At 69.5% G+C, this 23,488-nt stretch carries 20 protein-coding genes; 17 read left to right on the top strand and 3 right to left on the bottom strand.

Annotated elements, in window-relative coordinates:
- Positions 1–12 precede the first annotated feature (12 nt).
- From I8N67_RS01060 to I8N67_RS01075, 4 genes are all read left to right on the top strand, one after another.
- The gene (locus I8N67_RS01060) at positions 13–2,319 is read left to right on the top strand and encodes a bifunctional polysaccharide deacetylase/glycosyltransferase family 2 protein (protein WP_200300636.1); all 2,307 of its coding nucleotides are present in this window, start codon (positions 13–15) and stop codon (positions 2,317–2,319) included.
- A complete protein-coding gene (locus I8N67_RS01065) occupies positions 2,319–3,638 on the top strand; it encodes an acyltransferase family protein (RefSeq protein ID WP_200300637.1) in 1,320 nt (439 codons plus the stop codon). Before I8N67_RS01060 ends, I8N67_RS01065 begins: the two co-directional genes overlap by 1 nt.
- A gap of 55 nt (positions 3,639–3,693) precedes the next feature.
- The gene (locus I8N67_RS01070) at positions 3,694–4,392 is read left to right on the top strand and encodes a demethylmenaquinone methyltransferase (RefSeq protein ID WP_200300638.1); all 699 of its coding nucleotides are present in this window, start codon (positions 3,694–3,696) and stop codon (positions 4,390–4,392) included.
- Positions 4,393–4,559: 167 nt separating this feature from the next.
- Positions 4,560–6,401: a zinc ribbon domain-containing protein gene (locus tag I8N67_RS01075; protein WP_372443601.1), complete on the top strand. Its 1,842-nt coding sequence runs from the start codon at positions 4,560–4,562 to the stop codon at positions 6,399–6,401.
- Positions 6,402–6,657: 256 nt separating this feature from the next.
- Here I8N67_RS01075 and I8N67_RS01080 read toward each other — a convergent pair whose 3' ends face one another.
- The gene (locus tag I8N67_RS01080) at positions 6,658–6,984 is read right to left on the bottom strand and encodes a PASTA domain-containing protein (RefSeq protein WP_200300639.1); all 327 of its coding nucleotides are present in this window, start codon (positions 6,982–6,984) and stop codon (positions 6,658–6,660) included.
- A 154-nt stretch (positions 6,985–7,138) separates the two neighbouring features.
- Entirely contained in the window at positions 7,139–7,645 is a 507-nt protein-coding gene (locus I8N67_RS01085; RefSeq protein ID WP_200300640.1) for a GNAT family N-acetyltransferase, read from the bottom strand.
- Positions 7,646–7,798: 153 nt separating this feature from the next.
- On the opposite strand from I8N67_RS01085, the gene I8N67_RS01090 reads away from it, so the two are divergent.
- Both I8N67_RS01090 and I8N67_RS01095 read left to right on the top strand, forming a co-directional pair.
- Positions 7,799–9,091 (top strand): geranylgeranyl reductase family protein, encoded by a 1,293-nt coding sequence (locus I8N67_RS01090; RefSeq protein ID WP_200300641.1) that lies wholly within the window; start codon positions 7,799–7,801, stop codon positions 9,089–9,091.
- Positions 9,092–9,167: 76 nt separating this feature from the next.
- Complete coding sequence (locus tag I8N67_RS01095) at positions 9,168–11,006, top strand: hydroxysqualene dehydroxylase (protein WP_234044741.1); 1,839 nt, start codon at positions 9,168–9,170, stop codon at positions 11,004–11,006.
- 105 nt (positions 11,007–11,111) lie between these two features.
- Here I8N67_RS01095 and I8N67_RS01100 read toward each other — a convergent pair whose 3' ends face one another.
- Positions 11,112–11,954 carry a C40 family peptidase gene (locus I8N67_RS01100; RefSeq protein ID WP_200300642.1) on the bottom strand — a complete coding sequence of 281 codons (843 nt, stop codon included), beginning with the start codon at positions 11,952–11,954 and terminating at the stop codon, positions 11,112–11,114.
- A gap of 716 nt (positions 11,955–12,670) precedes the next feature.
- Between I8N67_RS01100 and I8N67_RS01105 the strand changes: the two genes are divergently transcribed.
- The 11 genes from I8N67_RS01105 to nuoK are packed head-to-tail and all read left to right on the top strand — an operon-like array spanning position 12,671 to position 23,488.
- The gene (locus tag I8N67_RS01105; protein WP_005476348.1) at positions 12,671–13,030 is read left to right on the top strand and encodes an NADH-quinone oxidoreductase subunit A; all 360 of its coding nucleotides are present in this window, start codon (positions 12,671–12,673) and stop codon (positions 13,028–13,030) included.
- A gap of 13 nt (positions 13,031–13,043) precedes the next feature.
- The gene (locus I8N67_RS01110) at positions 13,044–13,598 is read left to right on the top strand and encodes a NuoB/complex I 20 kDa subunit family protein (RefSeq protein ID WP_005476347.1); all 555 of its coding nucleotides are present in this window, start codon (positions 13,044–13,046) and stop codon (positions 13,596–13,598) included.
- Complete coding sequence (locus tag I8N67_RS01115) at positions 13,595–14,356, top strand: NADH-quinone oxidoreductase subunit C (protein ID WP_200300643.1); 762 nt, start codon at positions 13,595–13,597, stop codon at positions 14,354–14,356. The genes I8N67_RS01110 and I8N67_RS01115 overlap by 4 nt, the downstream gene beginning before the upstream one ends.
- The gene (locus tag I8N67_RS01120) at positions 14,353–15,675 is read left to right on the top strand and encodes an NADH-quinone oxidoreductase subunit D (protein ID WP_200300644.1); all 1,323 of its coding nucleotides are present in this window, start codon (positions 14,353–14,355) and stop codon (positions 15,673–15,675) included. The genes I8N67_RS01115 and I8N67_RS01120 overlap by 4 nt, the downstream gene beginning before the upstream one ends.
- Positions 15,676–15,704: 29 nt before the next feature.
- Positions 15,705–16,535: an NADH-quinone oxidoreductase subunit NuoE gene (nuoE, locus tag I8N67_RS01125; protein ID WP_200300774.1), complete on the top strand. Its 831-nt coding sequence runs from the start codon at positions 15,705–15,707 to the stop codon at positions 16,533–16,535.
- Positions 16,532–17,890 (top strand): NADH-quinone oxidoreductase subunit NuoF, encoded by a 1,359-nt coding sequence (gene nuoF / locus I8N67_RS01130; protein ID WP_200300645.1) that lies wholly within the window; start codon positions 16,532–16,534, stop codon positions 17,888–17,890. Before nuoE ends, nuoF begins: the two co-directional genes overlap by 4 nt.
- Complete coding sequence (locus tag I8N67_RS01135) at positions 17,887–20,391, top strand: NADH-quinone oxidoreductase subunit G (protein ID WP_200300646.1); 2,505 nt, start codon at positions 17,887–17,889, stop codon at positions 20,389–20,391. The genes nuoF and I8N67_RS01135 overlap by 4 nt, the downstream gene beginning before the upstream one ends.
- The gene (gene nuoH, locus I8N67_RS01140; protein WP_200300647.1) at positions 20,388–21,749 is read left to right on the top strand and encodes an NADH-quinone oxidoreductase subunit NuoH; all 1,362 of its coding nucleotides are present in this window, start codon (positions 20,388–20,390) and stop codon (positions 21,747–21,749) included. The genes I8N67_RS01135 and nuoH overlap by 4 nt, the downstream gene beginning before the upstream one ends.
- Positions 21,742–22,344: an NADH-quinone oxidoreductase subunit NuoI gene (gene nuoI / locus I8N67_RS01145; RefSeq protein ID WP_200300648.1), complete on the top strand. Its 603-nt coding sequence runs from the start codon at positions 21,742–21,744 to the stop codon at positions 22,342–22,344. The genes nuoH and nuoI overlap by 8 nt, the downstream gene beginning before the upstream one ends.
- Positions 22,341–23,192, top strand: coding sequence for an NADH-quinone oxidoreductase subunit J (locus I8N67_RS01150; RefSeq protein WP_200300649.1), 852 nt, complete (start codon positions 22,341–22,343; stop codon positions 23,190–23,192). The genes nuoI and I8N67_RS01150 overlap by 4 nt, the downstream gene beginning before the upstream one ends.
- A complete protein-coding gene (gene nuoK, locus I8N67_RS01155; RefSeq protein WP_200300650.1) occupies positions 23,189–23,488 on the top strand; it encodes an NADH-quinone oxidoreductase subunit NuoK in 300 nt (99 codons plus the stop codon). The genes I8N67_RS01150 and nuoK overlap by 4 nt, the downstream gene beginning before the upstream one ends.

Below are 23,488 nucleotides of genomic sequence, written 5' to 3' on the forward strand. Positions count from 1 at the left end.
GAGCACCACCCCATGACCACGACGACACCCGCGCGACGCGGCCGCCGGCGCGCCCCCTCCAAGCTGCAACGCGCCACCGGCAAGGCCGCCGCGCTGCAGAAACCCCGGGTCATCCTCGCCCTGCTGCTCCTGCTCGGGCTGACCAGCGTGATGCTGCTCGACGGCTATCTGCGCTCCGAGGTCGGCGGCGACCAGCGCGTCCGTACCGGGGCCGGCGCAGGCGACGTACCCGACGACATCCTCGAAGGCGGGCCCATCCTGACCTTCCGGGGCGGCGACGCGCAGACGCAGTCCGTGCCGGACAAGACGATCGCGCTCACCTTCGACGACGGTCCGAACCCGACCTGGACCCCGGAGATCCTCGCGGTCCTGAAGGAGTACGACATCCCCGCGACCTTCTTCGTGGTGGGCTCGATGGTCTCGCGCTACCCGAGCATCGTCGAGGACATGGTGGAGCAGGGCCACGAGATCGGCATCCACACCTTCACGCACGTCGACCTGTCGTACCAGAGCGACGCCCGCATCACCCGTGAGATGACCCAGACGCAGCTCGCCCTCGCGGGCGCGGCCGGCATCACGACCACCCTCTTCCGTGCCCCGTACTCCTCCGAGACGGACGCCATCGACAACTACAGCTGGCCCGTCTACGAGAAGCTCGGCGAGGAGGGCTACACCAGCGTCTTCGTCGACACCGACAGCGACGACTGGAAGAAGCCCGGCGTCAAGAAGATCATCAAGTGGGCCACGCCGGAGGACGGCGAAGGCGCCTCGGTCCTCATGCACGACGCGGGCGGCGACCGCTCCCAGACGGTCAAGGCGCTCGGCACGTACATCAAGAAGATGCAGGCCAAGGGCTACACCTTCACCACCGTCAGCGGCGCCCTGCAGCAGGACGAGACCGAGAACGGCACCAGCACCGGTGCGGCGAGCGGCCGGCAGGCGGGTGCCCCCGGCGGCGCCCCCGGAACCGACGAGCAGGGCGGCGCGGCCGCCAACGGGCAGGGCACCCCCGGTACTTCGAACCCGCAGGCCGCCCACCGCACCGCCACCGGCGCCACCCTGTACGAGGGCAAGGCGCTCATCGCCGCCGTCTACGTCGCCGAGTACGCCGTGCCGACGCTCTCGGTCGGCCTGATGGTCGTGGGCGTCGCCGTCATGGGCCGCTTCGGGATGATGCTGCTCCTCGCCCGCCGGCACTTCCGGGAACGCAACAAACGCCGGTTCAGCTGGGGGCCGCCGATCACCGGCCCGGTGACCGTCATCGTGCCCGCGTACAACGAGAAGGAGTGCATCGCCAACACGCTCCACTCCCTCGCCCGGAGCACCCACCCCATCGAGATCATCGTCGTCGACGACGGCTCCACGGACGGCACGAAGGAGATCGCGGAGGCGCTGGGCTACCCCAACGTCCGCGTCATCCGCCAGGAGAACGCGGGCAAGCCCGCCGCCCTCAACAACGGCGTACGGAACGCCAGTTACGGCATCGTCGTGATGATGGACGGAGACACCGTCTTCGAACCCGACACCGTCGGCAAGCTGGTGCAGCCCTTCGCCGACCCCGGCGTCGGCGCGGTCGCGGGCAACGCCAAGGTCGGCAACCGCAACACCGTGATCGGCGCCTGGCAGCACATCGAGTACGTGATGGGCTTCAACCTCGACCGCCGCATGTACGACCTGCTGCGCTGCATGCCCACCATCCCGGGCGCGATCGGCGCGTTCCGCCGGGACGCCGTCCTCGAGGTCGGCGGCATGAGCGAGGACACCCTCGCCGAGGACACCGACATCACCATCGCCATGCACCGCGCCGGCTGGCGCGTCGTCTACCAGGAGCACGCCCGCGCCTGGACCGAGGCCCCCGCGTCGCTGAAGCAGCTCTGGTCACAGCGCTACCGCTGGTCCTACGGCACCATGCAGGCCCTGTGGAAGCACCGCAAGTCCCTGACGGACAAGGGGCCGTCCGGCCGCTTCGGCCGCGTCGGCACGCCCTTGGTCGTCATCTTCCAGATCGTCACCCCGGTCTTCGCGCCCCTCATAGACGTCTTCACCGTCTACGCGATGATCTTGGTCGATTTCCAGGCGTCCCTGCTGGCCTGGCTCGCCGTCCTGGGCGTCCAACTCGTCTGCGCGGCCTACGCGTTCAAGCTCGACAAGGAGAAGTACCGCTATCTGCTGATGCTCCCGCTCCAGCAGCTCGCCTACCGCCAGATGATGTACCTCGTCCTCATCCACTCCTGCATCACCGCCCTCACCGGCGGCCGCCTCCGCTGGCAGAAACTCAAGCGCACCGGCGAAGTCGGCACCCCGGCCGGGGCGAACTGATGAGCTGGGGGGAGGGCGGGCAGGGCCAGGGGTACGGCCAGGGGTACGGCCAGGGTCAGGGGTACGAGTACGGCTACGAGCAACAGCCGTACTACGGCTCCCCGCAGTACCCGTACCTTCAGCAGCCGCACGTGCAACAGCCGTATACGCAACAGCAGTACACGGACGTGCAGTACGCGCCGGAGGACCCGGTAGAGGAGACGGCTCAAATACCGGTGACGAAGGCGGAGTCGCCGGCGCTCGGTGCGCAGACGCCCGAGACCCAACCGGAGCAAGGTCCGACCCACCCGCAGCGGGACCGCTACTTCGACGCCCTGCGGGCCGTCGCCCTCGTCCGCGTCGTCACGTACCACACCTTCGGCTGGGCCTGGGCGGGGATGGTGTTCCCCTCGATGGGGGTCATGTTCGCCCTGGCCGGCACGCTCATGGCGAAGTCCCTGGAGCGCCCGCCGGTGAAGGTGATCAGGAGCCGCGTCAGGCGCCTCCTGCCCCCCTTCTGGTTCTGGGGCTTCTTCGTGGTCGTCGCCATGCTGGTCCACGACTGGATGCCCGGTTGGCAGATCGTCTACTGGGTCGTCCCGCTGGGCGACCCGCCGGGCAACGCCTGGGGCGAGCAGGCCTGGGAGATCCTCTGGTACCTGCGCACCTACCTCTGGTTCGTCCTGCTCTCGCCGGTCCTGCTGAAGGTGTTCCGGCTGGCCCCGGTGCCGGTCCTGGTCGCCTCCCTCGCCCCCGTCCTGGCCTTCCACTTCCTCTGGGAACCGCCGGACGACCGCTTCGGCAACGCCCTCACCGACCTGGCCACCTTCCTCTTCTGCTGGCTCCTCGGCTTCGCCCACCGCGACGGGGTTCTGGCCCGGCTGAAGCCGTTCGCCGTCACCGCGCTCTCCCTCGCGGCGATCGCGTACGGCGGCTGGTACGCCTTCACCCACCAGGCCGAGACCGGCTCGTACGACCTGGACGACATCCCGCTCGCACAGGCGTTCTGGTCGGCGGGCTTCGTGACGCTGCTGATGTACGCGAAGGAACACTTCAGGATCGACTTCGCGTGGCTCGCCCGCTTCCCGCGGCTCGACCGGCTGGTGACGATTTTCAACGCGCGGGCCGTGACCCTCTACCTCTGGCACGAGATAGCGCTGATCCTCGCCGTTCCGCTGATCGACCAGTTCTGGAACGTGCCCGCCTTCGAGAAGTACCTGCCGCTGGAGAGCCAGTGGTTCATGTTCGGCATCGGCTGGCTGCTGATCGGCGTCTTCGTCCTGCTGTGCGGCTGGGTGGAGGACGTGGCGGGGAAGAAGAAGCCGAGGCTGCTGCCGTGAGCGGGTACGGCCGGGCGCCGCGTGTGCGTCCGGCCCGTACTGCCACAATGGGCCCGTGACCCGCGCATCCCTGGACAAGCAGCCGCACGAAGTCGCCTCGATGTTCGACCGAGTGGCGAAACGGTACGACCTGACCAACGACGTGCTGTCCCTCGGACAGGACCGGCGCTGGCGCAAGGAGGTCGCGCGGGCGGTGGAGGCCCGCCCCGCGCAGAAGGTCCTGGACCTGGCGGCCGGTACGGGCACCTCCTCACTGCCCTTCGCGCAGACCGGCGCCTACGTCGTCCCGTGCGACTTCTCCCTCGGCATGCTCCAGGTCGGCAAGGAGCGCACCCCCTGGCTGCCGTTCACCGCGGGCGACGCGACGAAGCTGCCGTTCAAGGACGACACGTTCGACGCGGTGACCATCTCCTTCGGCCTCAGGAACGTGCAGGACACGGACACCGCGCTGCGGGAGCTGTACCGGGTGACCAAGCCCGGCGGCCGGGTCGTGATCTGCGAGTTCTCCCACCCCACATGGACGCCGTTCCGGACCGTCTACACCGAGTACCTGATGCGCGCGCTGCCGCCGGTCGCCCGCGCGGTGTCGTCCAACCCCGACGCGTACGTCTACCTCGCCGAGTCCATCCGCGCCTGGCCCGACCAGGCCGGCCTCGCCGAGCGCCTGCGGAAGGCCGGCTGGGACAAGGTCGCGTGGCGGAACCTCTCGGGCGGGATCGTCGCGCTGCACCGGGGGTTCAAGGCCGACTCCTAGGCCGCGGGTTCACTCGTAGGAGGGGTGCCCATAAGGGAGCCCTGTTGACGGGAACCGGTCAACAGAAAACTACCGTCCGTTGATACGTCAGCACGCAGCGGTCGGCAGCCGTGCGCGTCTGACCACGACTCATCACGGCACGAGTTTTCTGGATGACGGAGCGTTCCATGACGTCCTACTGCCCGCACTGCGCAACACCAGGTCCCGACGAGGCACGCTTCTGCATGAAGTGCGGGCGGGAACGCGTACCGGCACAGACAGCGGCCGGGGGAGCGGGGGCACCCCCGGCTCCGCTCGTTCCGCCCACATCGCTACCGGCCCCGCCGCCCCCACCCCCGCCTCCGTCGATGGCTCCCTCGATGGCTCCACCCCTCGGCCCGCCACCCCCGCCTCCCGCGTACGCCCCCGTCCCCGCCCGTCCCTCACCCGTGGGCGCCTTCCTCGGCCGGGCCTTCCGGGGCGACTGGGGCGGCTCCGCGCCGGCCGCGCTCTGGCCGATCGGGCTGCTCTTCGCCGCCGCCGTCGCCCTGGCCGTCCCGTCGTACGACCAGGGAGAGGAGGACTTCGTCGGCTTCGGTGACCGGCTGGGTCTCGCCCTCGCCGCCCTCCTCCAGGGCCTCGGCGGCGGCTTCGAGGTCTCGCAGGCGGCCGGCGGTGACTACTCCGACGACTTCCAGAGCGCCGAGGGCGCCTTCACCCTGAGCCTGGTCCCGCTCACGGTGACCGCCCTGTTCCTCGGGGCGCTCTTCATCGGCGTACGACAGCTCCGCGCCCGGCTGGTGACGAGCGGCGCGTACGGCACGTACGGCGGTGGCGCCGGCCGTACCGCCGGGCTCGAAGCGGCCGTACGGGTCACGCTGCTGGTGACGGTCGCCGTCCTGCTGCTGGCGCTGTTCGCGCAGCCCGATATCGCGCTCGCCGAGGTCTCGACGTCGCCCTGGCTCGCGGCGCTGGGCGCGTTGCTGCTCACGGCCGCCGTCTCGGGCGCCCTGCTGCAACGCGACGACCTGGCCGCCCGGCTGGCCGCCCGCCCCGGCCCGCGAACCCTGTTCCGGGCGACCGGAACGGCCGTACGGGCCATGGCGATCGTCCTGGTCCTCTGCTCGGTCGTCACGTTCGTCGTCCTCGCGGCGAACAACGAGTGGCGGGCCGAGTGGGACGAGGACCTCAACCCGCTCCTGCTCGTTCTGCTCGTCCTGCCCAACCTCGCCGTCACCTTCCTCGGCATGTCCTGGGGCGCGTCCGTCCAGGGCGAGGCGGGCGGTTCGCGGTACGGGGACGACACGTCGTACGGGAACGACTCCTCGGGCGACTACGGACTCGGCGAATCCAACCCGTACGGCGGCGGCGGTTACGAGCGCGAGGCGTTCGGGCTCTCCGAACTGGGTGACGCCGTCAACTCCTGGGCCGTCGTGGGGGCGTTGGCGCTCGGCGTGGTCTGCGCCCTGACCCTCGGCGTCCTCGCGGCCCGCCGCTCCTCGGGCCGGGGCGAGCAACTCCTCGCCGCGGGCGTCTTCTTCGGCCTCTTCCTGCTCCTCGCCGGTATCAGCGGTGTGAGCATGGAGGCCTCCGGCTCCGCCGCGACCGACATCGGCGGCGCGTTCTCCGCCGCAGGCCGGCTCGGACTCGGCCTCGACATCCCCGAGTTCCTCCTCTTCAGCCTCCTCTGGATCTTCGGAGCGGCCTTCCTCGCGCCCTACCTGGTCCAGATGGCGGGAGCCCGCACCGCCGTCATCCCGCCCCCGATGCCCGCGATGCCGAGCGGCGGCCCGGCACCGGCGTACGGATTCCCGCCGCAGACCTCATCGTTCCCGATGCCCCAGCCCTCGACGCCGACCCCCACACCGGTCCCACACGAGCCCCCGCTCTACGAACTCGCCCACCAACTGCCCCCCACCACCACCCCTCCCAACCCCCGCGGCCGGGCCCTCGTCTGGATCACCACCATCGCGGCGGCGTTCGTGATCGGAGGCGGCGCGGCAGTGGCGATCCTGCTGATCCAGAAGTAGGGGACGCCTGGCAACGAGAGGTGGCCGCCCGCGTCCCTAAAGGGGCGCGGGGAACTGCGCGATCAGCCACGAATCACCCGCGGCCTGCGACGCTCCGGCGAACCCACCCCAGACGCAGCACCACCCTCCGCTGACAGCGAGAGGTGGCCGCCCGCGTCCTAAATAGGGGCGCGGGGAACGGCGCGACCAGCCACGAACGCCCCGCGGCCTGCGACGCTCCCGAGAACCCACCCCGGACCCGGCGCCACCCTCCGCCCTACCGGCGAACCGGAAACGGATCCCCCGGCTCATCCAACGCCCTGCGCAAACCGGGCGGTTGCGGTCCGCCCCGCCGAGGCTCCCGCACGCCCCCACCCTCGTCGCCCAACTCGAACCACACGGTCACCGCGGCCCCACGCGGCACCTCGACTCCTGGCGGCGGGTACTGCCGTACGACGTAGTCCACGACGGTGAGATGGAAGTCGGGCCGGTCGGGCGCGGCGAGGGTGACCCCGCCCGCCTCGGCCGTCTCGCGCGCGTCCACGGCCATCAGCCCGACGAGCCGTGGCACACGCACTTCGAATGACTTGGGTGTTACGCGCACAGATGTTCACCCCCAGCGGTACCGGCAGGGTAACCGTCGAGCGGCCCCTCCCGGAAGCACTGAGTGGCGATCTGCGGCAAATAGCTACTGTGCGTTACCGATTGGCGGTCGGTGAAGCTCGTTCACCGTCACCGCACCGATCACCGGCCCGGCGTCACAGCGCCAGCCGGTAGCAGTGCCCCAGCTGTTGCGAGACCGGTGTCGTGTACTTCTCCGCCAGCTCCATGCCCAGCCGCCGGGTGACGGCGATCGACCGTTCGTTGCGGGCGTCGACCATGGCGACGACGCCGCTGATACCGGCCGCCCGCACCCGTTCCAGGGTCAGCAGCGCGGCCGCGGTCACATACCCCTTGCCCCAGTGGTCGCGGGCGAGCCGCCAGCCGATCTCGATCTCGCCGGTCGGGCCCCACTCCCGGGGCCACGGCTGGGCCCCGGTGAATCCGATGGCCCGGCCCTCCTCGTCGAGCATGGTCCACAGACAGAACCCGTGCTCGGCGTCGTGGCGGCGCTGGCGGGCGGTGAGCTCCTCGTAGACGGACAGCTCGGCGGAGCTGCCGCCGTGGAACTCCATGACGTCGGGATCGTCGAAGATCCGGTGCCAGGCGATGGCGTCCTCGTCGGTGGGGACGCGCAGCCGTACGTCGGGCAGAGCTCTGTTCACAGGGGCAGCCCTTCAGCCGGTGATCGGTACCGCTGAATAGACTGCCCATGTCCGGCGCCTGTCGGCACATGTTTTCTGGTCTTCCGGTACTGGTGTTCCAGCGACCGGTCTTCCAGCGTTCCTTCCACGTCTACTTCTTGGGGAGTACCCGTCGTGACCGAGCCCCAGCCCCTTACCGAACACACCGCCGATGTGATCGTCGTCGGGGCCGGGCCAGCCGGTTCCACCACCGCGTACTACCTGGCGAAGGCCGGGCTCGACGTGCTGCTCCTGGAGAAGACCAGCTTCCCGAGGGAGAAGGTCTGCGGCGACGGCCTCACGCCCCGCGCCACCAAGCAGCTCGTGTCGATGGGCATCGACATCTCGGAGGAGGCCGGCTGGCTCCGCAACAAGGGCCTGCGGATCATCGGTGGTGGCGTCCGACTCCAGCTCGACTGGCCGGATCTCGCCTCCTACCCGGACTACGGACTCGTCCGCAAGCGCGACGACTTCGACGAGCAGCTCGCCCGCCAGGCCCAGAAGGCGGGCGCCCGGCTGCACGAGCGCTGCAACGTGGGCGCGCCGATCATCGACGACCGCACGGGCCGTATCACCGGTGTCCACGCCAAGCTCGGCGACGAGAAGCGGGAAGTCACCTTCCACGCCCCGCTGGTCGTGGCGGCCGACGGCAACTCCACCCGCCTCTCCCTGGCGATGGGCCTGCACCGCCGCGAGGACCGCCCGATGGGCGTCGCCGTCCGCACGTACTTCACCTCCCCGCGCCACGACGACGACTACCTGGAGTCCTGGCTGGAACTGTGGGACAAGCGCGGACCGGGCGAGGACCGCCTCCTCCCCGGCTACGGCTGGATCTTCGGCATGGGCGACGGCACGTCCAACGTCGGCCTGGGCGTCCTCAACACCTCCGCTGCCTTCAAGGAGCTGGACTGGCGCGACGTCCTGAAGGCCTGGTGCGCCTCCATGCCCGAGGAGTGGGGCTACACCCCGGAGAACATGACGGGCCCCATCCGCGGCGCCGCCCTCCCCATGGCCTTCAACCGCCAGCCCCACTACACCAAGGGCCTGCTGCTCGTCGGCGACGCCGGCGGCATGGTGAACCCCTTCAACGGCGAGGGCATCGCCTACGCCATGGAGTCCGGCCAGATCGCCGCCGACGTCATCGTCCAGGCCCACGCCCGCGCCACCCCCGGCCAGCGCGAACTCGCCCTCCAGCGCTACCCCCAGGTCCTCAAGGACACCTTCGGCGGCTACTACACGATGGGCCGCGCCTTCGTGAAGCTCATCGGCAACCCGAAGGTCATGAAGCTCGCCACGCAGCGGGGTCTCACGCACCCGCTCCTGATGAAGTTCACCCTGAAGATGCTGGCCAACCTCACCGACCCGACCGGCGGCGACGCGATGGACCGCATCATCAACGGGCTGTCGAAGGTGGCGCCGAAGGCGTAGTCCGGTGTGAGGGTGCTGTGCGCGACCGGGACATCACCTTCCGTCCCGTCGCGCACCTCCCTACTCTCCGGTGCCCATGACCTCGAATGACATGGGCTCGCCCCAAGAGCCGTGCCAGGAGCACACCGACCACACCCGCAGACGCTTCCTCGCGACCGCCGGCGCCGCGACCGCCGTCGGCCTCTCCTTAGGAACCCGGGCGTCCGCGCACGCCTCTTCCGCCGCCGGAGGCAACCGCGTCGCCGTCCTCGGCGGCGGCGTCTCCGGCCTCAGCGCCGCCCACGAACTCGCCGAACGCGGCTACGCCGTCACCGTGTACGAGTTCTACGACGTCCTCGGCGGCAAGGCCCGCTCGATGGACGTCCCCGGCACGGGCGAGGGCGGCCGCGAGCCGCTCCCCGCCGAACACGGCTTCCGCTTCTTCCCCGGCTTCTACCGGAACCTGCCGGACACGATGCGCCGCATCCCCTTCCCCGGCAACGCCGACGGCGTCCGCGGCAATCTCCGCAGCGGCAGCGAGGCCCTCTTCGCCCGCGCGGACGGCCGCCCCGACCTGCACTTCCCGCTCCGCCGCGCCACCACCCCACCCGCCCCCGGCGACCTCACGCCCTCCTGGATCCGCGACCAGATCCTCTCCGCCCTCGACCTCGGCACCCGCCTCCCCGCCCACGAGATCGCCTACTTCGCGAACCGTCTCCTGGTCCACCTCACCAGCTGCGACGCCCGCCGCGAGGACCAGTGGGAGAAGACCAGCTGGTGGGAGTTCATCCGGGCCGGGCGGATGAGCGAGGAGTACCGCACCCTCCTCGGCATCGGCCAGACCCGCAACCTCGTCGCCACCCGCGCGGAAGTGGCCTCCACCCGAACCGTGGGCCGCGTCATCATCGAGGCCCTCCTCCTGTGGGGCGTCCTCGGCCGGGGCATGGACGGCCCCGACGCCGACATCGACCGCGTCCTCAACGCCCCCACCAGCGAGGCGTGGATCGACCCCTGGGTCACCCACCTCCGCTCACTGGACGTCGAGTTCGTCACCGGCACCCAGGTACGAGAGGTCATGTACGAGTCCGGCCGCGTCACCGGCGTACGGGTCTGCGCGCCCGACGGCACCGACGTACGCACCGTCACGGCCGACCACTATGTCTGCGCGCTGCCCGTCGAACACGCCCGCACCACCTGGGGCCCCGCGCTGCGCGCGGCCGACCCGCAGTTCGCCAGGTGCGACGCGCTGGAGACGGACTGGATGGTCGGCGTCATGTTCTATCTGCGCACCCCGACCCCCGTCGTGCGCGGCCACATCAACTGCCTCGACTCGCCCTGGTCGATCACCGCCGTCGGCCAGGCCCAGTTCTGGGACGTACGGGACTTTCCGGCCGACTACGGCGACGGGCGCGCCCGTGACTGCCTCTCGGCGATCATCTCGGAGTGGGACAAACCGGGGATTCTGTACGGGAAGACGGCCCGGGAGTGCACGCGCGAGGAGGTCGTCGCCGAGTGCTGGGCCCAGCTCAAGGACGCCCTCAACGACTCGGGGAAGACCACGCTGACCGACGACGACCGTCTCGGCTGGTTCATGGACCCGGCGGTGACCGGCCTCGGCGGCCCCGATCCGCGGAACCGTGAACAGCTCCTCATCCACCCGACGGGCACGCTGTACAACCGCCCCACGGCCCGTACGGCGGTGACGAACTTCTTCCTCGCGGGCGACTACGTCCGTACCGATGTGGACCTGGCGTCGATGGAGGGCGCCAACGAGTCCGCGCGGCTGGCCGTCAACGCGCTGCTCGACGCGGACGATTCGGACGCCGAGCGCTGTGCGGTCCAGGAGCTGTACCGGCCCCCGGAGCTGGAACCCCTCAAACGGATCGACGAGACCCGCCACCGGCTCGGCCTGCCCAACACCTTCGATCTGGGCTGAGAGCGCCCTGTGGCCCCCTTGTGGGCCTGTGCGCGGGCAGCGCGGAGGGCCGCTGCCCCCGACAGGGAGAGCGGCCCTCCGAAAGCGCCTGTGCGACCGCGGGGGTCAGAGCACGCGCACCGCGCCCGACGCCGGGTAGCCGGAGAGACTCTGGATCACGACGCCCTTGGAGGGGTTCGCCGCGTCGAGGTACTGGTCGCCGCCGAGGTAGACACCCACGTGGTACGCAGAGCCCTTGCCGCCCCAGTACAGGATGTCGCCGGCCTGGATCTGGGACAGCGGGATGTCCGTGCCGGACAGCGACTGGTCCTGCGAGACCCGGGGAAGGTCCACGCCGACCTGCTTGAACGCGGCCTGGACGAGGGAGGAGCAGTCCCACGCGTTGGGGCCGGTGGCACCCATGACGTAGGCGTCGCCGAGCTGCGCCTTGAGGAAACCGATGACCGTCCCGACGCTGCCGCTGGCGGGCGCGGTCGGGGTGGTCGTGGTCGAGGACGAGGAAGAGCCGGACGTGAGGGTGGTCCGCTCCGTGTTCCGCGAAGCGCGCTCGGCTTCGGCCTTGCGCTCGGCCTCGGCGGCGGCCTTCTTGCGGGCCTCTTCCTTCTTGGCCTTGGCGAGGTCCTTCTCCGCCTGCGCGGCCGCCTCTTCGGCGGCCGAGTCGCGCTCGGCCTGCAGCTGGTAGTCGGCCGCCATCTGCTGGGTGGCGTCCGCGGACTGCGCGGCCTGCGTGGCCAGGTCGGCCGTGAGGGTGGGCAGTTCGAGCGTCTGCGTCACCGGCTCCGCGGCGAACGCCGACGTCGAGGCGCCGGCCACTGCCACGGTGCTGAGAACACCACCGGCGACTCCGGCGCGCATCGCGATCGAGGACGCGTTGCGGCGGGGTTTCCGGTGGCTGCGTATGTGAGCGGTGTGGGACATAGGGACAAGCGGTACCAGGGGGTCCTCCATACCTTCAAGAAACGTGTGCTGCGCCACAGTTGTTCAATGGAGGCCTCAAATTTCCCGCACGCCCCCCTTTATTGACGCCGTAACGGACATTGTGGACACCGCTCGCTGGTGCTGTGATCATGCACTTTCGTGATTACGCCCGAATTGCCCTGCGCTTACCATCGATCGCAGCGAGTGGCCAAGGCCCGTTGATTTGATCTCGCTCGGATGTGGCGCAGGTCACGGAACGGTCACCGATGGGGCCGCGTCTCGCGCGGGATCGCCCGTCGCCGACGCTCGTGAATGCGTGCACGTGTCCACATCCGTCACCGGACCTCCTTCTGATGTGTGAACGCCGCTCATTATCAAGCGCCCCCGTCCAGCTCCAATTTGCATGCGCAAGAACTCTCTTGATATGGAGACGCCGCACGTGACCAGCGGCGACGAGCGAATATGTCACTTCTCGTGATCACTCTGGCGCTTCGTGTACGAAGATCGTCGCTCATCCGACTTCATGATCCTTCGTCAGGTGGTGGAGATCACAAACTCCGTGCCGTACCCCGTGTCGCAGATCACAGACCGGCAGGCATAGGATGCGGGGCAGTTGGGCTTGTGACCTGCTTCACATGTTCGCGATCTTCGCCGGGACGGGAGGGGTTCGCGTTTCCGGTGGGGCGGGAGAGCAGAGCCCATGCCATCCGCCAGCAGTCAGTGCCGACTGAGAGGAGCGAGGAGCGGTGAACGCGTATGCGCCCATCCTCGTACTGGGAGCCCTCGGGGCAGGCTTTGCGATCTTCTCCGTGATCATGGCCTCGCTGATCGGCCCGAAGCGCTACAACCGGGCGAAGCTAGAGGCCTATGAATGCGGAATCGAGCCGACCCCCACGCCGGCCGGCGGCGGGCGCTTCCCCATCAAGTACTACCTGACGGCGATGCTCTTCATCGTCTTCGACATCGAGATCGTCTTCCTCTACCCCTGGGCCGTCACCTTCGACGCCCTGGGTGTTTTCGGGCTCGTGGAGATGCTGCTCTTCGTGCTCACTGTCTTCGTCGCCTACGCGTACGTCTGGCGGCGCGGCGGCCTGGAATGGGACTGAGGGGCCTTTAAGCATGGGACTCGAAGAAAAACTGCCGAGCGGCTTCCTGCTGACCACCGTCGAGCAGGCCGCGGGCTGGGTACGCAAGGCATCCGTCTTCCCCGCCACCTTCGGCCTCGCCTGTTGCGCCATCGAGATGATGACGACGGGCGCGGGCCGTTACGACCTGGCGCGCTTCGGCATGGAGGTCTTCCGCGGATCACCGCGCCAGGCGGACCTCATGATCGTGGCCGGCCGGGTCAGCCAGAAGATGGCGCCGGTGCTGCGGCAGGTCTATGACCAGATGCCGAATCCCAAGTGGGTGATCTCCATGGGGGTCTGCGCGTCGTCCGGCGGCATGTTCAACAACTACGCGATCGTCCAGGGCGTCGACCACATCGTCCCGGTCGACATCTATCTCCCGGGCTGCCCGCCGCGGCCCGAGATGCTGCTGGACGCGATCCTCAAGCTCCACCAGAAGATCCAGACGTCCAAGCTCGGCGTGAACGCCGAGGAAGCGGCCCGCGAGGCGGAGGAAGCGGCCCTCAAGGCGCTCCCCCTCATCGAGATGAAGGGGCTGCTGCGATGAGTGACGCGAAGGGCACGAACGGTGCCGACGGATCGAACGGGGTGAACCCCGAGAAGGACCTCGCCGCCTCCAACCTCCCCGGCCGGCGCGGCGACGGCGGTGAGGAGATCCGCGTCCAGCGCGGCATGTTCGGCGCCAACAACGGCGGCGACACCTCAGGCTACGGCGGCCTGGTCCGCTCCATCCGGCTCCCCGGCGAGAGCGCCCGCCCCTACGGCGGCTGGTTCGACGAGGTCGCCGACGAACTGGAGGGCGCCCTGGAGGAACAGGGCCTCGTCCCCGGCAACGTGATCGACAAGACGGTCGTCGACCGCGACGAGATCACCTTCCACATCGAACGCGAGCATCTGCCGCGCGTCGCCCGGACCCTCCGCGACGACCCGGCCCTCCGCTTCGAACTGTGCACCGGCGTCTCCGGCGTCCACTACCCGGACGACAAGGGCCGCGAGCTGCACGCCGTCTACCACCTGCGCTCGATCACCCACAACCGGCTGATCCGCCTGGAGGTCTCCGCCCCCGACGCCGACCCGCACATCCCGTCGCTCGTCCCCGTCTACCCGACCAACGACTGGCACGAGCGCGAGACGTACGACTTCTTCGGCATCGTCTTCGACGGCCACCCCGCGCTGACGCGGATCATGATGCCGGACGACTGGCAGGGCTTCCCGCAGCGCAAGGACTATCCCCTCGGCGGCATCCCCGTCGAGTACAAGGGCGCCCAGATCCCGGCTCCGGACCAGCGGAGGTCGTACTCATGACCACGTCCCACGCCTCTCCGCGCGAGACGACGGAAGGCACCGTATATACGGTCACCGGCGGCGACTGGGACGAGCTCGCCCAGACCGCGGCCAAGTCCGACGACGAACGCATCATCGTCAACATGGGCCCCCAGCACCCGTCCACCCACGGCGTGCTCCGGCTCATCCTGGAGATCGACGGCGAGACCGTCACCGAGGCCCGCTGCGGCATCGGCTACCTCCACACCGGTATCGAGAAGAACCTCGAATACCGGACGTGGACCCAGGGCACCACGTTCGTGACGCGCATGGACTACCTCACGCCGTTCTTCAACGAGACGGCGTACTGCCTCGCGGTCGAGAAACTCCTCGGCATCGAGGACCAGATCCCCGACCGCGCCACGATCATCCGCGTGCTCCTCATGGAGCTGAACCGGCTCTCTTCCCACCTGGTGTGCATCGCCACCGGCGGCATGGAACTGGGCGCCACCACGATCATGATCTACGGCTTCCGTGATCGTGAACTCATTCTCGACATCTACGAGCTGATCACCGGCCTGCGCATGAACCACGCGTACATCCGGCCCGGCGGACTCGCCCAGGACCTGCCGCCCGGCGCGGTGGACCAGATCCGCGAGTTCGTGAAGAAGATGCAGAAGAACCTTCCCGAGTACGACAAGCTCGCCACCGGGAACCCCATCTTCAAGGCCCGTATGCAGGACGTCGGCTACCTCGACCTGTCCGGCTGCATGGCCCTCGGCGCCACCGGCCCGGTCCTGCGCTCCGCCGGCCTCCCGCACGACCTGCGCAAGGCCCAGCCGTACTGCGGCTACGAGACGTACGACTTCGACGTCCCGACCGCCGACACCTGCGACTCCTACGGCCGCTTCCTGATCCGCCTCGACGAGATGCGCCAGTCCCTGCGGATCGTCGAACAGTGCCTGGACCGGCTGCAGCCCGGCCCGGTCATGGTCGGTGACAAGAAGATCGCGTGGCCCGCGCAGCTCGCCCTGGGGCCGGACGGGCTCGGCAACTCCCTGGACCACATCAAGAAGATCATGGGCACCTCCATGGAGGCCCTGATCCACCACTTCAAGCTGGTGACCGAGGGCTTCCGCGTCCCGCCGGGACAGGCGTACGCGGCGGTCGAGTCGCCCAAGGGCGAACTCGGGGTGCACGTCGTCTCCGACGGAGGCACCCGCCCCTTCCGGGTCCACTTCCGCGACCCGTCCTTCACCAACCTGCAGGCCATGGCGGCGATGTGCGAGGGCGGCCAGGTCGCCGACGTCATCGTCGCCGTCGCGTCCATCGACCCCGTGATGGGAGGCGTCGACCGGTGACCACCACCCCTGAGGGCGTCAGCCTGGGCATGCCCCAACTGCCCGCGCCCGACTACCCGGACGACGTTCGGGCCCGGCTGGAGCGGGACGCGGCCGACGTCATCGCCCGCTACCCGGACTCCCGGTCCGCCCTCCTGCCGTTGCTGCATCTCATGCAGTCGGAGGAGGGCCATGTCACCCGCACCGGCATCCGGTTCTGCGCCGAGGTGCTCGGCCTGACCACGGCCGAGGTCACCGCCGTCGCCACCTTCTACTCCATGTACCGGCGCAGGCCCAGCGGCGACTACCAGGTGGGTGTCTGCACCAACACGTTGTGCGCGGTCATGGGCGGCGACGCGATCTTCGAGGCGCTGCAGGACCACCTGTCCGTCGGCAACGGGGAGACCACCGGCGACGGCAAGGTCACCCTGGAGCACATCGAGTGCAACGCGGCCTGCGACTTCGCCCCGGTCGTGATGGTCAACTGGGAGTTCTTCGACAACCAGACCGTGGACAGCGCCAAGCGCCTCGTCGACGACCTGCGCGCGGGAGCACCGGTCGCGCCCACGCGCGGGGCGCCGCTGTGCACCTTCAAGGACACCGCGCGGATCCTCGCCGGCTTCCCCGACGAGCGGCCGGGGGCCGTCGAGGCGAGCGGCGGGGCGGGATCCGCCTCGCTGGCCGGCCTCCGCCTGGCGAGGGGAGAGACCGCGCCCGCGCGCGTGGTCCATCCGCGGGACGGCGGCCCGCAGGACACGCCGCACGACCAGGTGCACGAGCCGTCGCCCGCCGAACACCTCAGCTCGCACGACGCGCCGCACGACACGTCGGCCTCGGACCCAGCCCACCCGGCAGGTCCTGCCGCCGAGGAGGGGGAGTGATGACGTTGGCACCCGAGATCAAGGGCACCAGCCCCGAGAAGCTGCTCGCACCCGTGCTGTCCGCCTTCTGGGACGAGGACAAGCCGTGGTCGCTGGACGTCTACCGAAGGCACGAAGGGTACGAGGGGCTGCGCAAGGCGCTCGCCATGTCCCCGGACGATGTCATCGCGTACGTCAAGGAGTCAGGGCTGCGCGGCCGCGGCGGCGCGGGATTTCCCACCGGAATGAAATGGCAATTCATTCCCCAGGGTGATGGAAAACCACATTATCTAGTTGTCAACGCCGACGAATCGGAACCCGGAACGTGCAAGGACATTCCGCTCCTCTTCGCGAACCCGCACAGCCTCATCGAGGGCATTGTCATCGCGTGCTATGCCATCAGGTCTTCGCATGCCTTCATCTATCTGCGTGGTGAAGTGGTCCCCGTGTTGCGGCGGTTGCACGAGGCCGCACGTGAGGCCTACGCGGCGGGCTTCCTCGGCGAAAACATCCTGGGCAGCGGACTCGACCTGGAACTCACCGTGCACGCGGGCGCGGGCGCGTACATCTGCGGTGAGGAGACCGCGCTGCTCGACTCGCTCGAAGGCCGCCGTGGTCAACCGCGGCTTCGTCCCCCCTTCCCTGCTGTCGAGGGCCTCTATGCGTGCCCGACTGTCGTGAATAACGTCGAATCCATCGCGTCAGTTCCCGCCATCATGCAAAAGGGCAAGGAATGGTTCAGGTCGATGGGCAGCGAGAAGTCCCCCGGCTTCACGCTCTACTCGCTCAGCGGCCATGTTGTCGGCCCCGGCCAGTACGAGGCCCCGCTCGGCATCACACTCCGCCAGCTCCTGGAGATGAGCGGCGGAATGCGCCCCGGGCATCGCCTCAAGTTCTGGACGCCGGGCGGCTCCTCGACCCCGATGTTCACCGACGAGCACCTCGACGTCCCTCTTGACTACGAAGGAGTGGGCGCCGCGGGTTCCATGCTCGGCACGAAAGCACTCCAGTGCTTCGACGAGACGACCTGCGTCGTGCGTGCCGTCACCCGCTGGACCGAGTTCTACGCCCACGAGTCCTGCGGCAAGTGCACCCCCTGCCGCGAAGGCACGTACTGGCTGGTGCAGTTGCTGCGCGACATCGAGGCCGGCAAGGGCGTCATGAGTGACCTCGACAAGCTGAACGACATCGCCGACAACATCAACGGCAAGTCCTTCTGCGCCCTCGGCGACGGCGCCGCCTCGCCGATCTTCTCCTCCCTGAAGTACTTCCGCGCGGAGTACGAGGACCACATCAGCGGCCGGGGCTGCCCCTTCGACCCCGCCAAGTCGACGGCCTGGGCCGACAAGGACAAGTACACGGAGGTGAACGCATGACTGTGACCACCAGCGCTCCCTCCGGAGGCGGAGAGGCGGCGGTCCCGCCGGAAGATCTCGTCGCGCTGACCATCGACGGCGTCGACATCAGCGTGCCCAAGGGCACCCTGGTCATCAGGGCCGCCGAACAGCTCGGCATCGAGATCCCCCGCTTCTGCGACCACCCCCTGCTCGACCCGGTCGGCGCCTGCCGCCAGTGCATCGTCGAGGTCGAGGGCCAGCGCAAGCCCATGGCGTCCTGCACGATCACCTGCACCGACGGGATGGTCGTCAAGACCCACCTCACCTCCCCGGTCGCGGAGAAGGCCCAGAAGGGGGTGATGGAGCTCCTGCTCATCAACCACCCGCTGGACTGCCCCGTCTGCGACAAGGGCGGCGAGTGCCCCCTGCAGAACCAGGCCATGTCGCACGGCCACGCCGAATCCCGCTTCGAGGGCAGGAAGCGCACCTACGAGAAGCCGGTACCGATCTCCACGCAGGTGCTGCTCGACCGTGAGCGGTGCGTGCTGTGCGCCCGCTGCACCCGGTTCTCCAACCAGGTCGCGGGCGACCCGATGATCGAGCTGGTCGAGCGGGGCGCGCTCCAGCAGGTCGGCATCGGCGAGGGCGACCCCTTCGAGTCGTACTTCTCCGGGAACACCATTCAGATCTGCCCGGTCGGCGCGCTCACCTCGGCGGCGTACCGATTCCGCTCCCGGCCCTTCGACCTGGTCTCCTCGCCGTCCGTGTGCGAGCACTGCTCCGGCGGCTGCGCGACCCGCACCGACCACCGGCGCGGCAAGGTCATGCGGCGCCTCGCCGCCAACGACACGGACGTCAACGAGGAGTGGATCTGCGACAAGGGGCGGTTCGGGTTCCGGTACGCGCAGCGGCCGGACCGGCTGACCACCCCGCTGGTCCGCAACGCGGAGGGCGTTCTGGAGCCCGCGTCCTGGCCGGAGGCCCTGGCGGCCGCCGCCCAGGGGCTCCTGGCCGCGCGTGGCCGGGCCGGTGTCCTGACCGGCGGCCGGCTCACCGTCGAGGACGCCTACGCGTACAGCAAGTTCGCGCGCGTGGCCCTCGACACCAACGACATCGACTTCCGCGCGCGCGTGCACAGCGGCGAGGAGGCCGACTTCCTGGCCGCCCGGGTCGCCGGCCGCGGACACGACCTCGACGGTACGGGCGTCACGTACGCCTCCCTGGAGAAGGCGCCCGCGGTCCTGCTCGTCGGGTTCGAGGCGGAGGAGGAGGCGCCAGGCGTCTTCCTCAGGCTGCGCAAGGCCTGGCGGGGGCACAAGCAGCAGGTGTTCTCGCTGGCCACCCACGCCACCCGGGGTCTGGAGAAGGCCGGCGGCACGCTGCTGTCCGCCGCGCCCGGCACCGAGACCGAGTGGCTGGACGCCCTCGCGAGCGGCTTCGGGCTGGAGGGGGACGGCACCCGGGCCGCCGAGGCGCTGCGCACCGAAGGCGCCGTGATCGTCGTCGGGGAGCGTCTCGCGGCCGTGGCGGGCGGATTCACCGCGGCCGTACGGGCCGCGTCCCTGACCGGCGCCCAGCTGGTGTGGATCCCGCGCCGGGCCGGGGAGCGCGGCGCCGTCGAGGCCGGCGCGCTGCCGACGGTGCTGCCGGGCGGGCGTCCGGCCACCGAGCCGCGCGCACGCGCGGAGGTCGCCGCCGCCTGGGGCGTCGGCGAACTCCCGTCGAGGTACGGCCGGGACACCGGTCAGATCGTCGAGGCCGCCGCCACCGGAGAGCTCGGGGCCCTGGTGGTGGCGGGTGTGGAGGTCGCCGACCTGCCCGATCCGGCGCGCGCGCGTGAGGCACTGTCCGCGGTGAGCTTCCTGGTGTCGCTGGAGCTGCGGCCCAGCGAGGTCACCGAGCACGCGGACGTCGTCCTTCCGGTCGCCGCGGTCGCCGAGAAGGCGGGCACCTTCGTCAACTGGGAAGGCCGGGTGCGGCTGTTCGAGGCCGCGCTCAAGCCCGACCAGATGACGCGCCGCGTGGCACCCACCGACGGACGGGTGCTCCAGATGCTGGCCGACGCCATGGACGTCCACCTGGGGCTGCCCGATCTGCGCACCACGCGCGCGGAGCTGGACCGGCTCGGGGCGTGGGACGGGTCACGGGCCACCGAGCCACTGGAGAGCGCGGTGGGGCTGCCGCGTCCGGCCGCCGGGGAGGCCGTACTGGCCGGGCATCGGCTGCTGCTCGACCAGGGCCGCCTCCAGGACGGCGATGAGGCGCTCGCCGGCACGAGGCACCCCGCACACGCGCGCGTGTCCGCCGCCACGGCCGCCGAGGTGGGCGTCAAGAACGGCGACGTCCTCGCGGTCAGCGGCCCCGCGGGCGTCGTCGAACTGCCGCTGCGGATCACCGAGATGCCCGACCGTGTCGTCTGGCTCCCGCTGAACTCCACCGGCTCGGGCGTCGCCTCCGACACCGGGGCGCTGCCCGGCGCACTCGTCCGTATCGGCCCCGCGACGCTCGCCGCCGAGGCCCCCGAGGAGGTAGAGGCATGAGCTTGTACCTCGCCGCGGAAGACCTCTCGATGTTCGGCCGCGACCCCTGGTGGCTGGTCGTCGTCAAGGCGGTGTTCTGCTTCGCCTTCCTGATGGTGACCGTGCTGTTCTCCATCGTGTGGGAGCGCAAGGTCGTCGCCTGGATGCAGCTGCGCATCGGCCCCAACCGGCACGGCCCCTGGGGCATGCTCCAGTCGCTCGCCGACGGCATCAAGCTGATGCTCAAGGAAGACGTCATCGTCAAACGCGCGGACAAGGTCGTCTACGTCCTCGCGCCGGTCGTCGCGGCCATCCCGGCCTTCATGGCGATCGCGGTGATCCCCTTCGGCCCGGCCGGCAACGAGATCTCGATCTTCGGCCAGCGCACCACGATGCAGCTCACCGACCTGCCGATCGCGATGCTCTACATCCTCGCGGTCGCCTCGGTCGGCATCTACGGCATCGTCCTGGCGGGCTGGAGCTCCGGCTCCACCTACCCGCTGCTGGGCGGCCTCCGCTCCGCGGCGCAGATGATCTCCTACGAGATCGCCATGGGCGCCGCGTTCGCCTCGGTCTTCCTCTACTCGGGATCGATGTCGACGTCCGCGATCGTGGAGGCGCAGCAGGACCGCTGGTACATCGTGCTGCTGCCGGTCTCGTTCGTGATCTACATCGTGACCATGGTCGGCGAGACCAACCGGGCCCCGTTCGACATGCCGGAGTCCGAGGGCGACCTGGTCGGCGGCTTCAACACCGAGTACTCGTCGATCAAGTTCGCGCTGTTCATGCTCGCCGAGTACGTCAACATGGTGACCGTCTCGGCCGTGTCGGTGACGCTCTTCCTCGGCGGCTGGCGGGCCCCCTGGCCCATCAGCACCTTCTGGGAGGGCGCCAACCACGGCTGGTGGCCGATGCTCTGGTTCGTGGTGAAGGTGCTGCTGCTGCTGTTCTTCTTCATCTGGCTGCGCGGCACACTCCCGCGCGTCCGCTACGACCAGCTGATGAAACTCGGCTGGAAGGTCCTCCTCCCGGTCTCCGTGGTCTGGCTGATGATGGTCGCGACCGTACGGACCCTCAGGAACGAGAACTACGACTTCGCCGAGATCGCCCTGTACGTCGCCGGCGTCGTGGTCGTGCTGTTCCTCCTCTCGGTCGTCGCGGACATCTTCCGCGACCGGGCCGAGGCACAGGACCAGCCCGCCGAACCGGCCGCCTTCGACCCGATGGCCGGCGGGTTCCCCGTACCGCCCCTGCCCGGACAGACCCTCCCGCCGGTGCCGCGCAGGCGTCCGCGACGGGAGCGGGAGCTGATTGTCAGTGGTGGGTCGGATACTGACAGTGACGGATCTTCGAATGGGAAGGAGGCGTCCGATGGCTGAGGAACCGAAAGAGACCAAGCCGGGCTTCCAGAACCCGGTCGCCGGCTTCGGCGTGACCTTCAAGGCCATGTTCAAGAAGCGGCTGACCGAGCAGTATCCGGAGCAGCCGAAGACCACGGCCCCCCGGTTCCACGGCCGGCACCAGCTCAACCGCCATCCGGACGGCCTGGAGAAGTGCGTCGGCTGTGAGCTGTGCGCCTGGGCGTGTCCCGCCGACGCCATCTATGTGGAGGGCGCCGACAACACGGACGAGGAGCGCTACTCGCCGGGCGAGCGGTACGGCCGCGTCTACCAGATCAACTACGCCCGCTGCATCCTGTGCGGCCTGTGCATCGAGGCGTGCCCCACGCGCGCGCTGACGATGACCAACGAGTTCGAACTGGCCGACTCCAGCCGCGCCAACCTCATCTACACCAAGGAGCAGCTGCTCGCCGGTCTTGAGGAGGGCATGGTCGACTCGCCCCACTCGATCTTCCCCGGCACGGACGAGCAGGACTACTACCGGGGGCTGGTCACCGAGGCCGCGCCCGGTACGGAGCGCCAGGTCGCCCACTCCAAGGGCGAGAAGCCGGAAGAAGAGGAGGCGGACGCATGAGCGCGCTCGCCGCCTACACCACCTCCACCGGTGAGGCCTTCCAGTTCTGGGTGCTCGGCACGGTCGCCGTGATCGGCGCCCTGTGCACCGTCTTCATGAAGAGGGCCGTGCACAGCGCGCTCTGCCTCGCCGGCACCATGATCATCCTGGCGGTGTTCTACCTCGCCAACGGCGCCTACTTCCTGGGCGTCGTCCAGATCGTCGTCTACACCGGCGCGATCATGATGCTGTTCCTGTTCGTGGTGATGCTCGTCGGCGTCACCGCGGCGGACTCCCTGAAGGAGACCATCAAGGGCCAGCGCTGGCTGGCCCTCCTCTGTGGCCTCGGCTTCGGCATCCTGCTGGTCGCGGGCATCGGCAACGCCTCACTGACGGAGTTCAACGGCCTCGGCCAGGCCAACGCGGGCGGCAACGTGGAGGGCCTCGCGGCCCTGATCTTCACCGACTACGTGTTCGCCTTCGAACTCACCGGCGCCCTGCTCATCACGGCCGCCGTCGGCGCGATGGTCCTCACCCACCGCGAGCGCACCGAGCGTGCCAAGACCCAGCGCGAGCTGGCCGAAGAGCGCGTACGCGAGGGCAAGCACCTCCCACCGCTGCCGGCCCCCGGCGTGTACGCCCGGCACAACGCGGTCGACATCGCGGGCCTGCTGCCCGACGGCACCCCGTCCGAGCTGACCGTCAGCAAGACGCTGCGGGACCGAGGCCAGGTCCGTGATGTGTCGACCGAGGCGCTGAACGACCTCAAGGCCCTGGAGCAGCGAGCCGAGGACCGTCTGGAGCGCACCAACAGCGGCAACAGCGGCAACAGCGGCAACGGCGGCAAGAGCGGGGAGGCATCGAAGTGAATCCCGTCAACTACCTGTATCTCGCCTCCCTACTGTTCACGATCGGCGCCACCGGCGTCCTGATCAGGCGGAACGCGATCGTGGTGTTCATGTGCGTGGAGCTGATGCTCAACGCCTGCAACCTCGCCCTCGTCGCCTTCTCCCGTATGCACGGCAATCTCGACGGCCAGATCATCGCCTTCTTCACGATGGTCGTCGCCGCCGCGGAGGTCGTGGTCGGACTCGCGATCATCGTGTCGCTGTTCCGGTCCCGCCACTCGGCCTCGGTCGACGACGCCAGCCTGATGAAGCTGTAA

This window comes from Streptomyces adelaidensis (assembly GCF_016598475.1).
GTDB lineage: Bacteria > Actinomycetota > Actinomycetes > Streptomycetales > Streptomycetaceae > Streptomyces > Streptomyces adelaidensis.

Excerpts from the sequence above, each read along its gene's own strand:
- I8N67_RS01095 (WP_234044741.1), top strand. The coding sequence starts at position 9,168 with ATGACCTCGAATGACATGGGCTCGCCCCAAGAGCCGTGCCAGGAGCAC.
- nuoE (WP_200300774.1), top strand. The coding sequence starts at position 15,705 with ATGCCCCAACTGCCCGCGCCCGACTACCCGGACGACGTTCGGGCCCGG.
- nuoI (WP_200300648.1), top strand. The coding sequence starts at position 21,742 with ATGGCTGAGGAACCGAAAGAGACCAAGCCGGGCTTCCAGAACCCGGTC.
- I8N67_RS01075 (WP_372443601.1), top strand. The coding sequence starts at position 4,560 with ATGACGTCCTACTGCCCGCACTGCGCAACACCAGGTCCCGACGAGGCA.
- I8N67_RS01150 (WP_200300649.1), top strand. The coding sequence starts at position 22,341 with ATGAGCGCGCTCGCCGCCTACACCACCTCCACCGGTGAGGCCTTCCAG.
- I8N67_RS01065 (WP_200300637.1), top strand. The coding sequence starts at position 2,319 with ATGAGCTGGGGGGAGGGCGGGCAGGGCCAGGGGTACGGCCAGGGGTAC.
- I8N67_RS01110 (WP_005476347.1), top strand. The coding sequence starts at position 13,044 with ATGGGACTCGAAGAAAAACTGCCGAGCGGCTTCCTGCTGACCACCGTC.
- I8N67_RS01115 (WP_200300643.1), top strand. The coding sequence starts at position 13,595 with ATGAGTGACGCGAAGGGCACGAACGGTGCCGACGGATCGAACGGGGTG.
- nuoH (WP_200300647.1), top strand. The coding sequence starts at position 20,388 with ATGAGCTTGTACCTCGCCGCGGAAGACCTCTCGATGTTCGGCCGCGAC.
- I8N67_RS01120 (WP_200300644.1), top strand. The coding sequence starts at position 14,353 with ATGACCACGTCCCACGCCTCTCCGCGCGAGACGACGGAAGGCACCGTA.
- I8N67_RS01135 (WP_200300646.1), top strand. The coding sequence starts at position 17,887 with ATGACTGTGACCACCAGCGCTCCCTCCGGAGGCGGAGAGGCGGCGGTC.
- I8N67_RS01060 (WP_200300636.1), top strand. The coding sequence starts at position 13 with ATGACCACGACGACACCCGCGCGACGCGGCCGCCGGCGCGCCCCCTCC.
- I8N67_RS01100 (WP_200300642.1), bottom strand. The coding sequence starts at position 11,954 with ATGGAGGACCCCCTGGTACCGCTTGTCCCTATGTCCCACACCGCTCAC.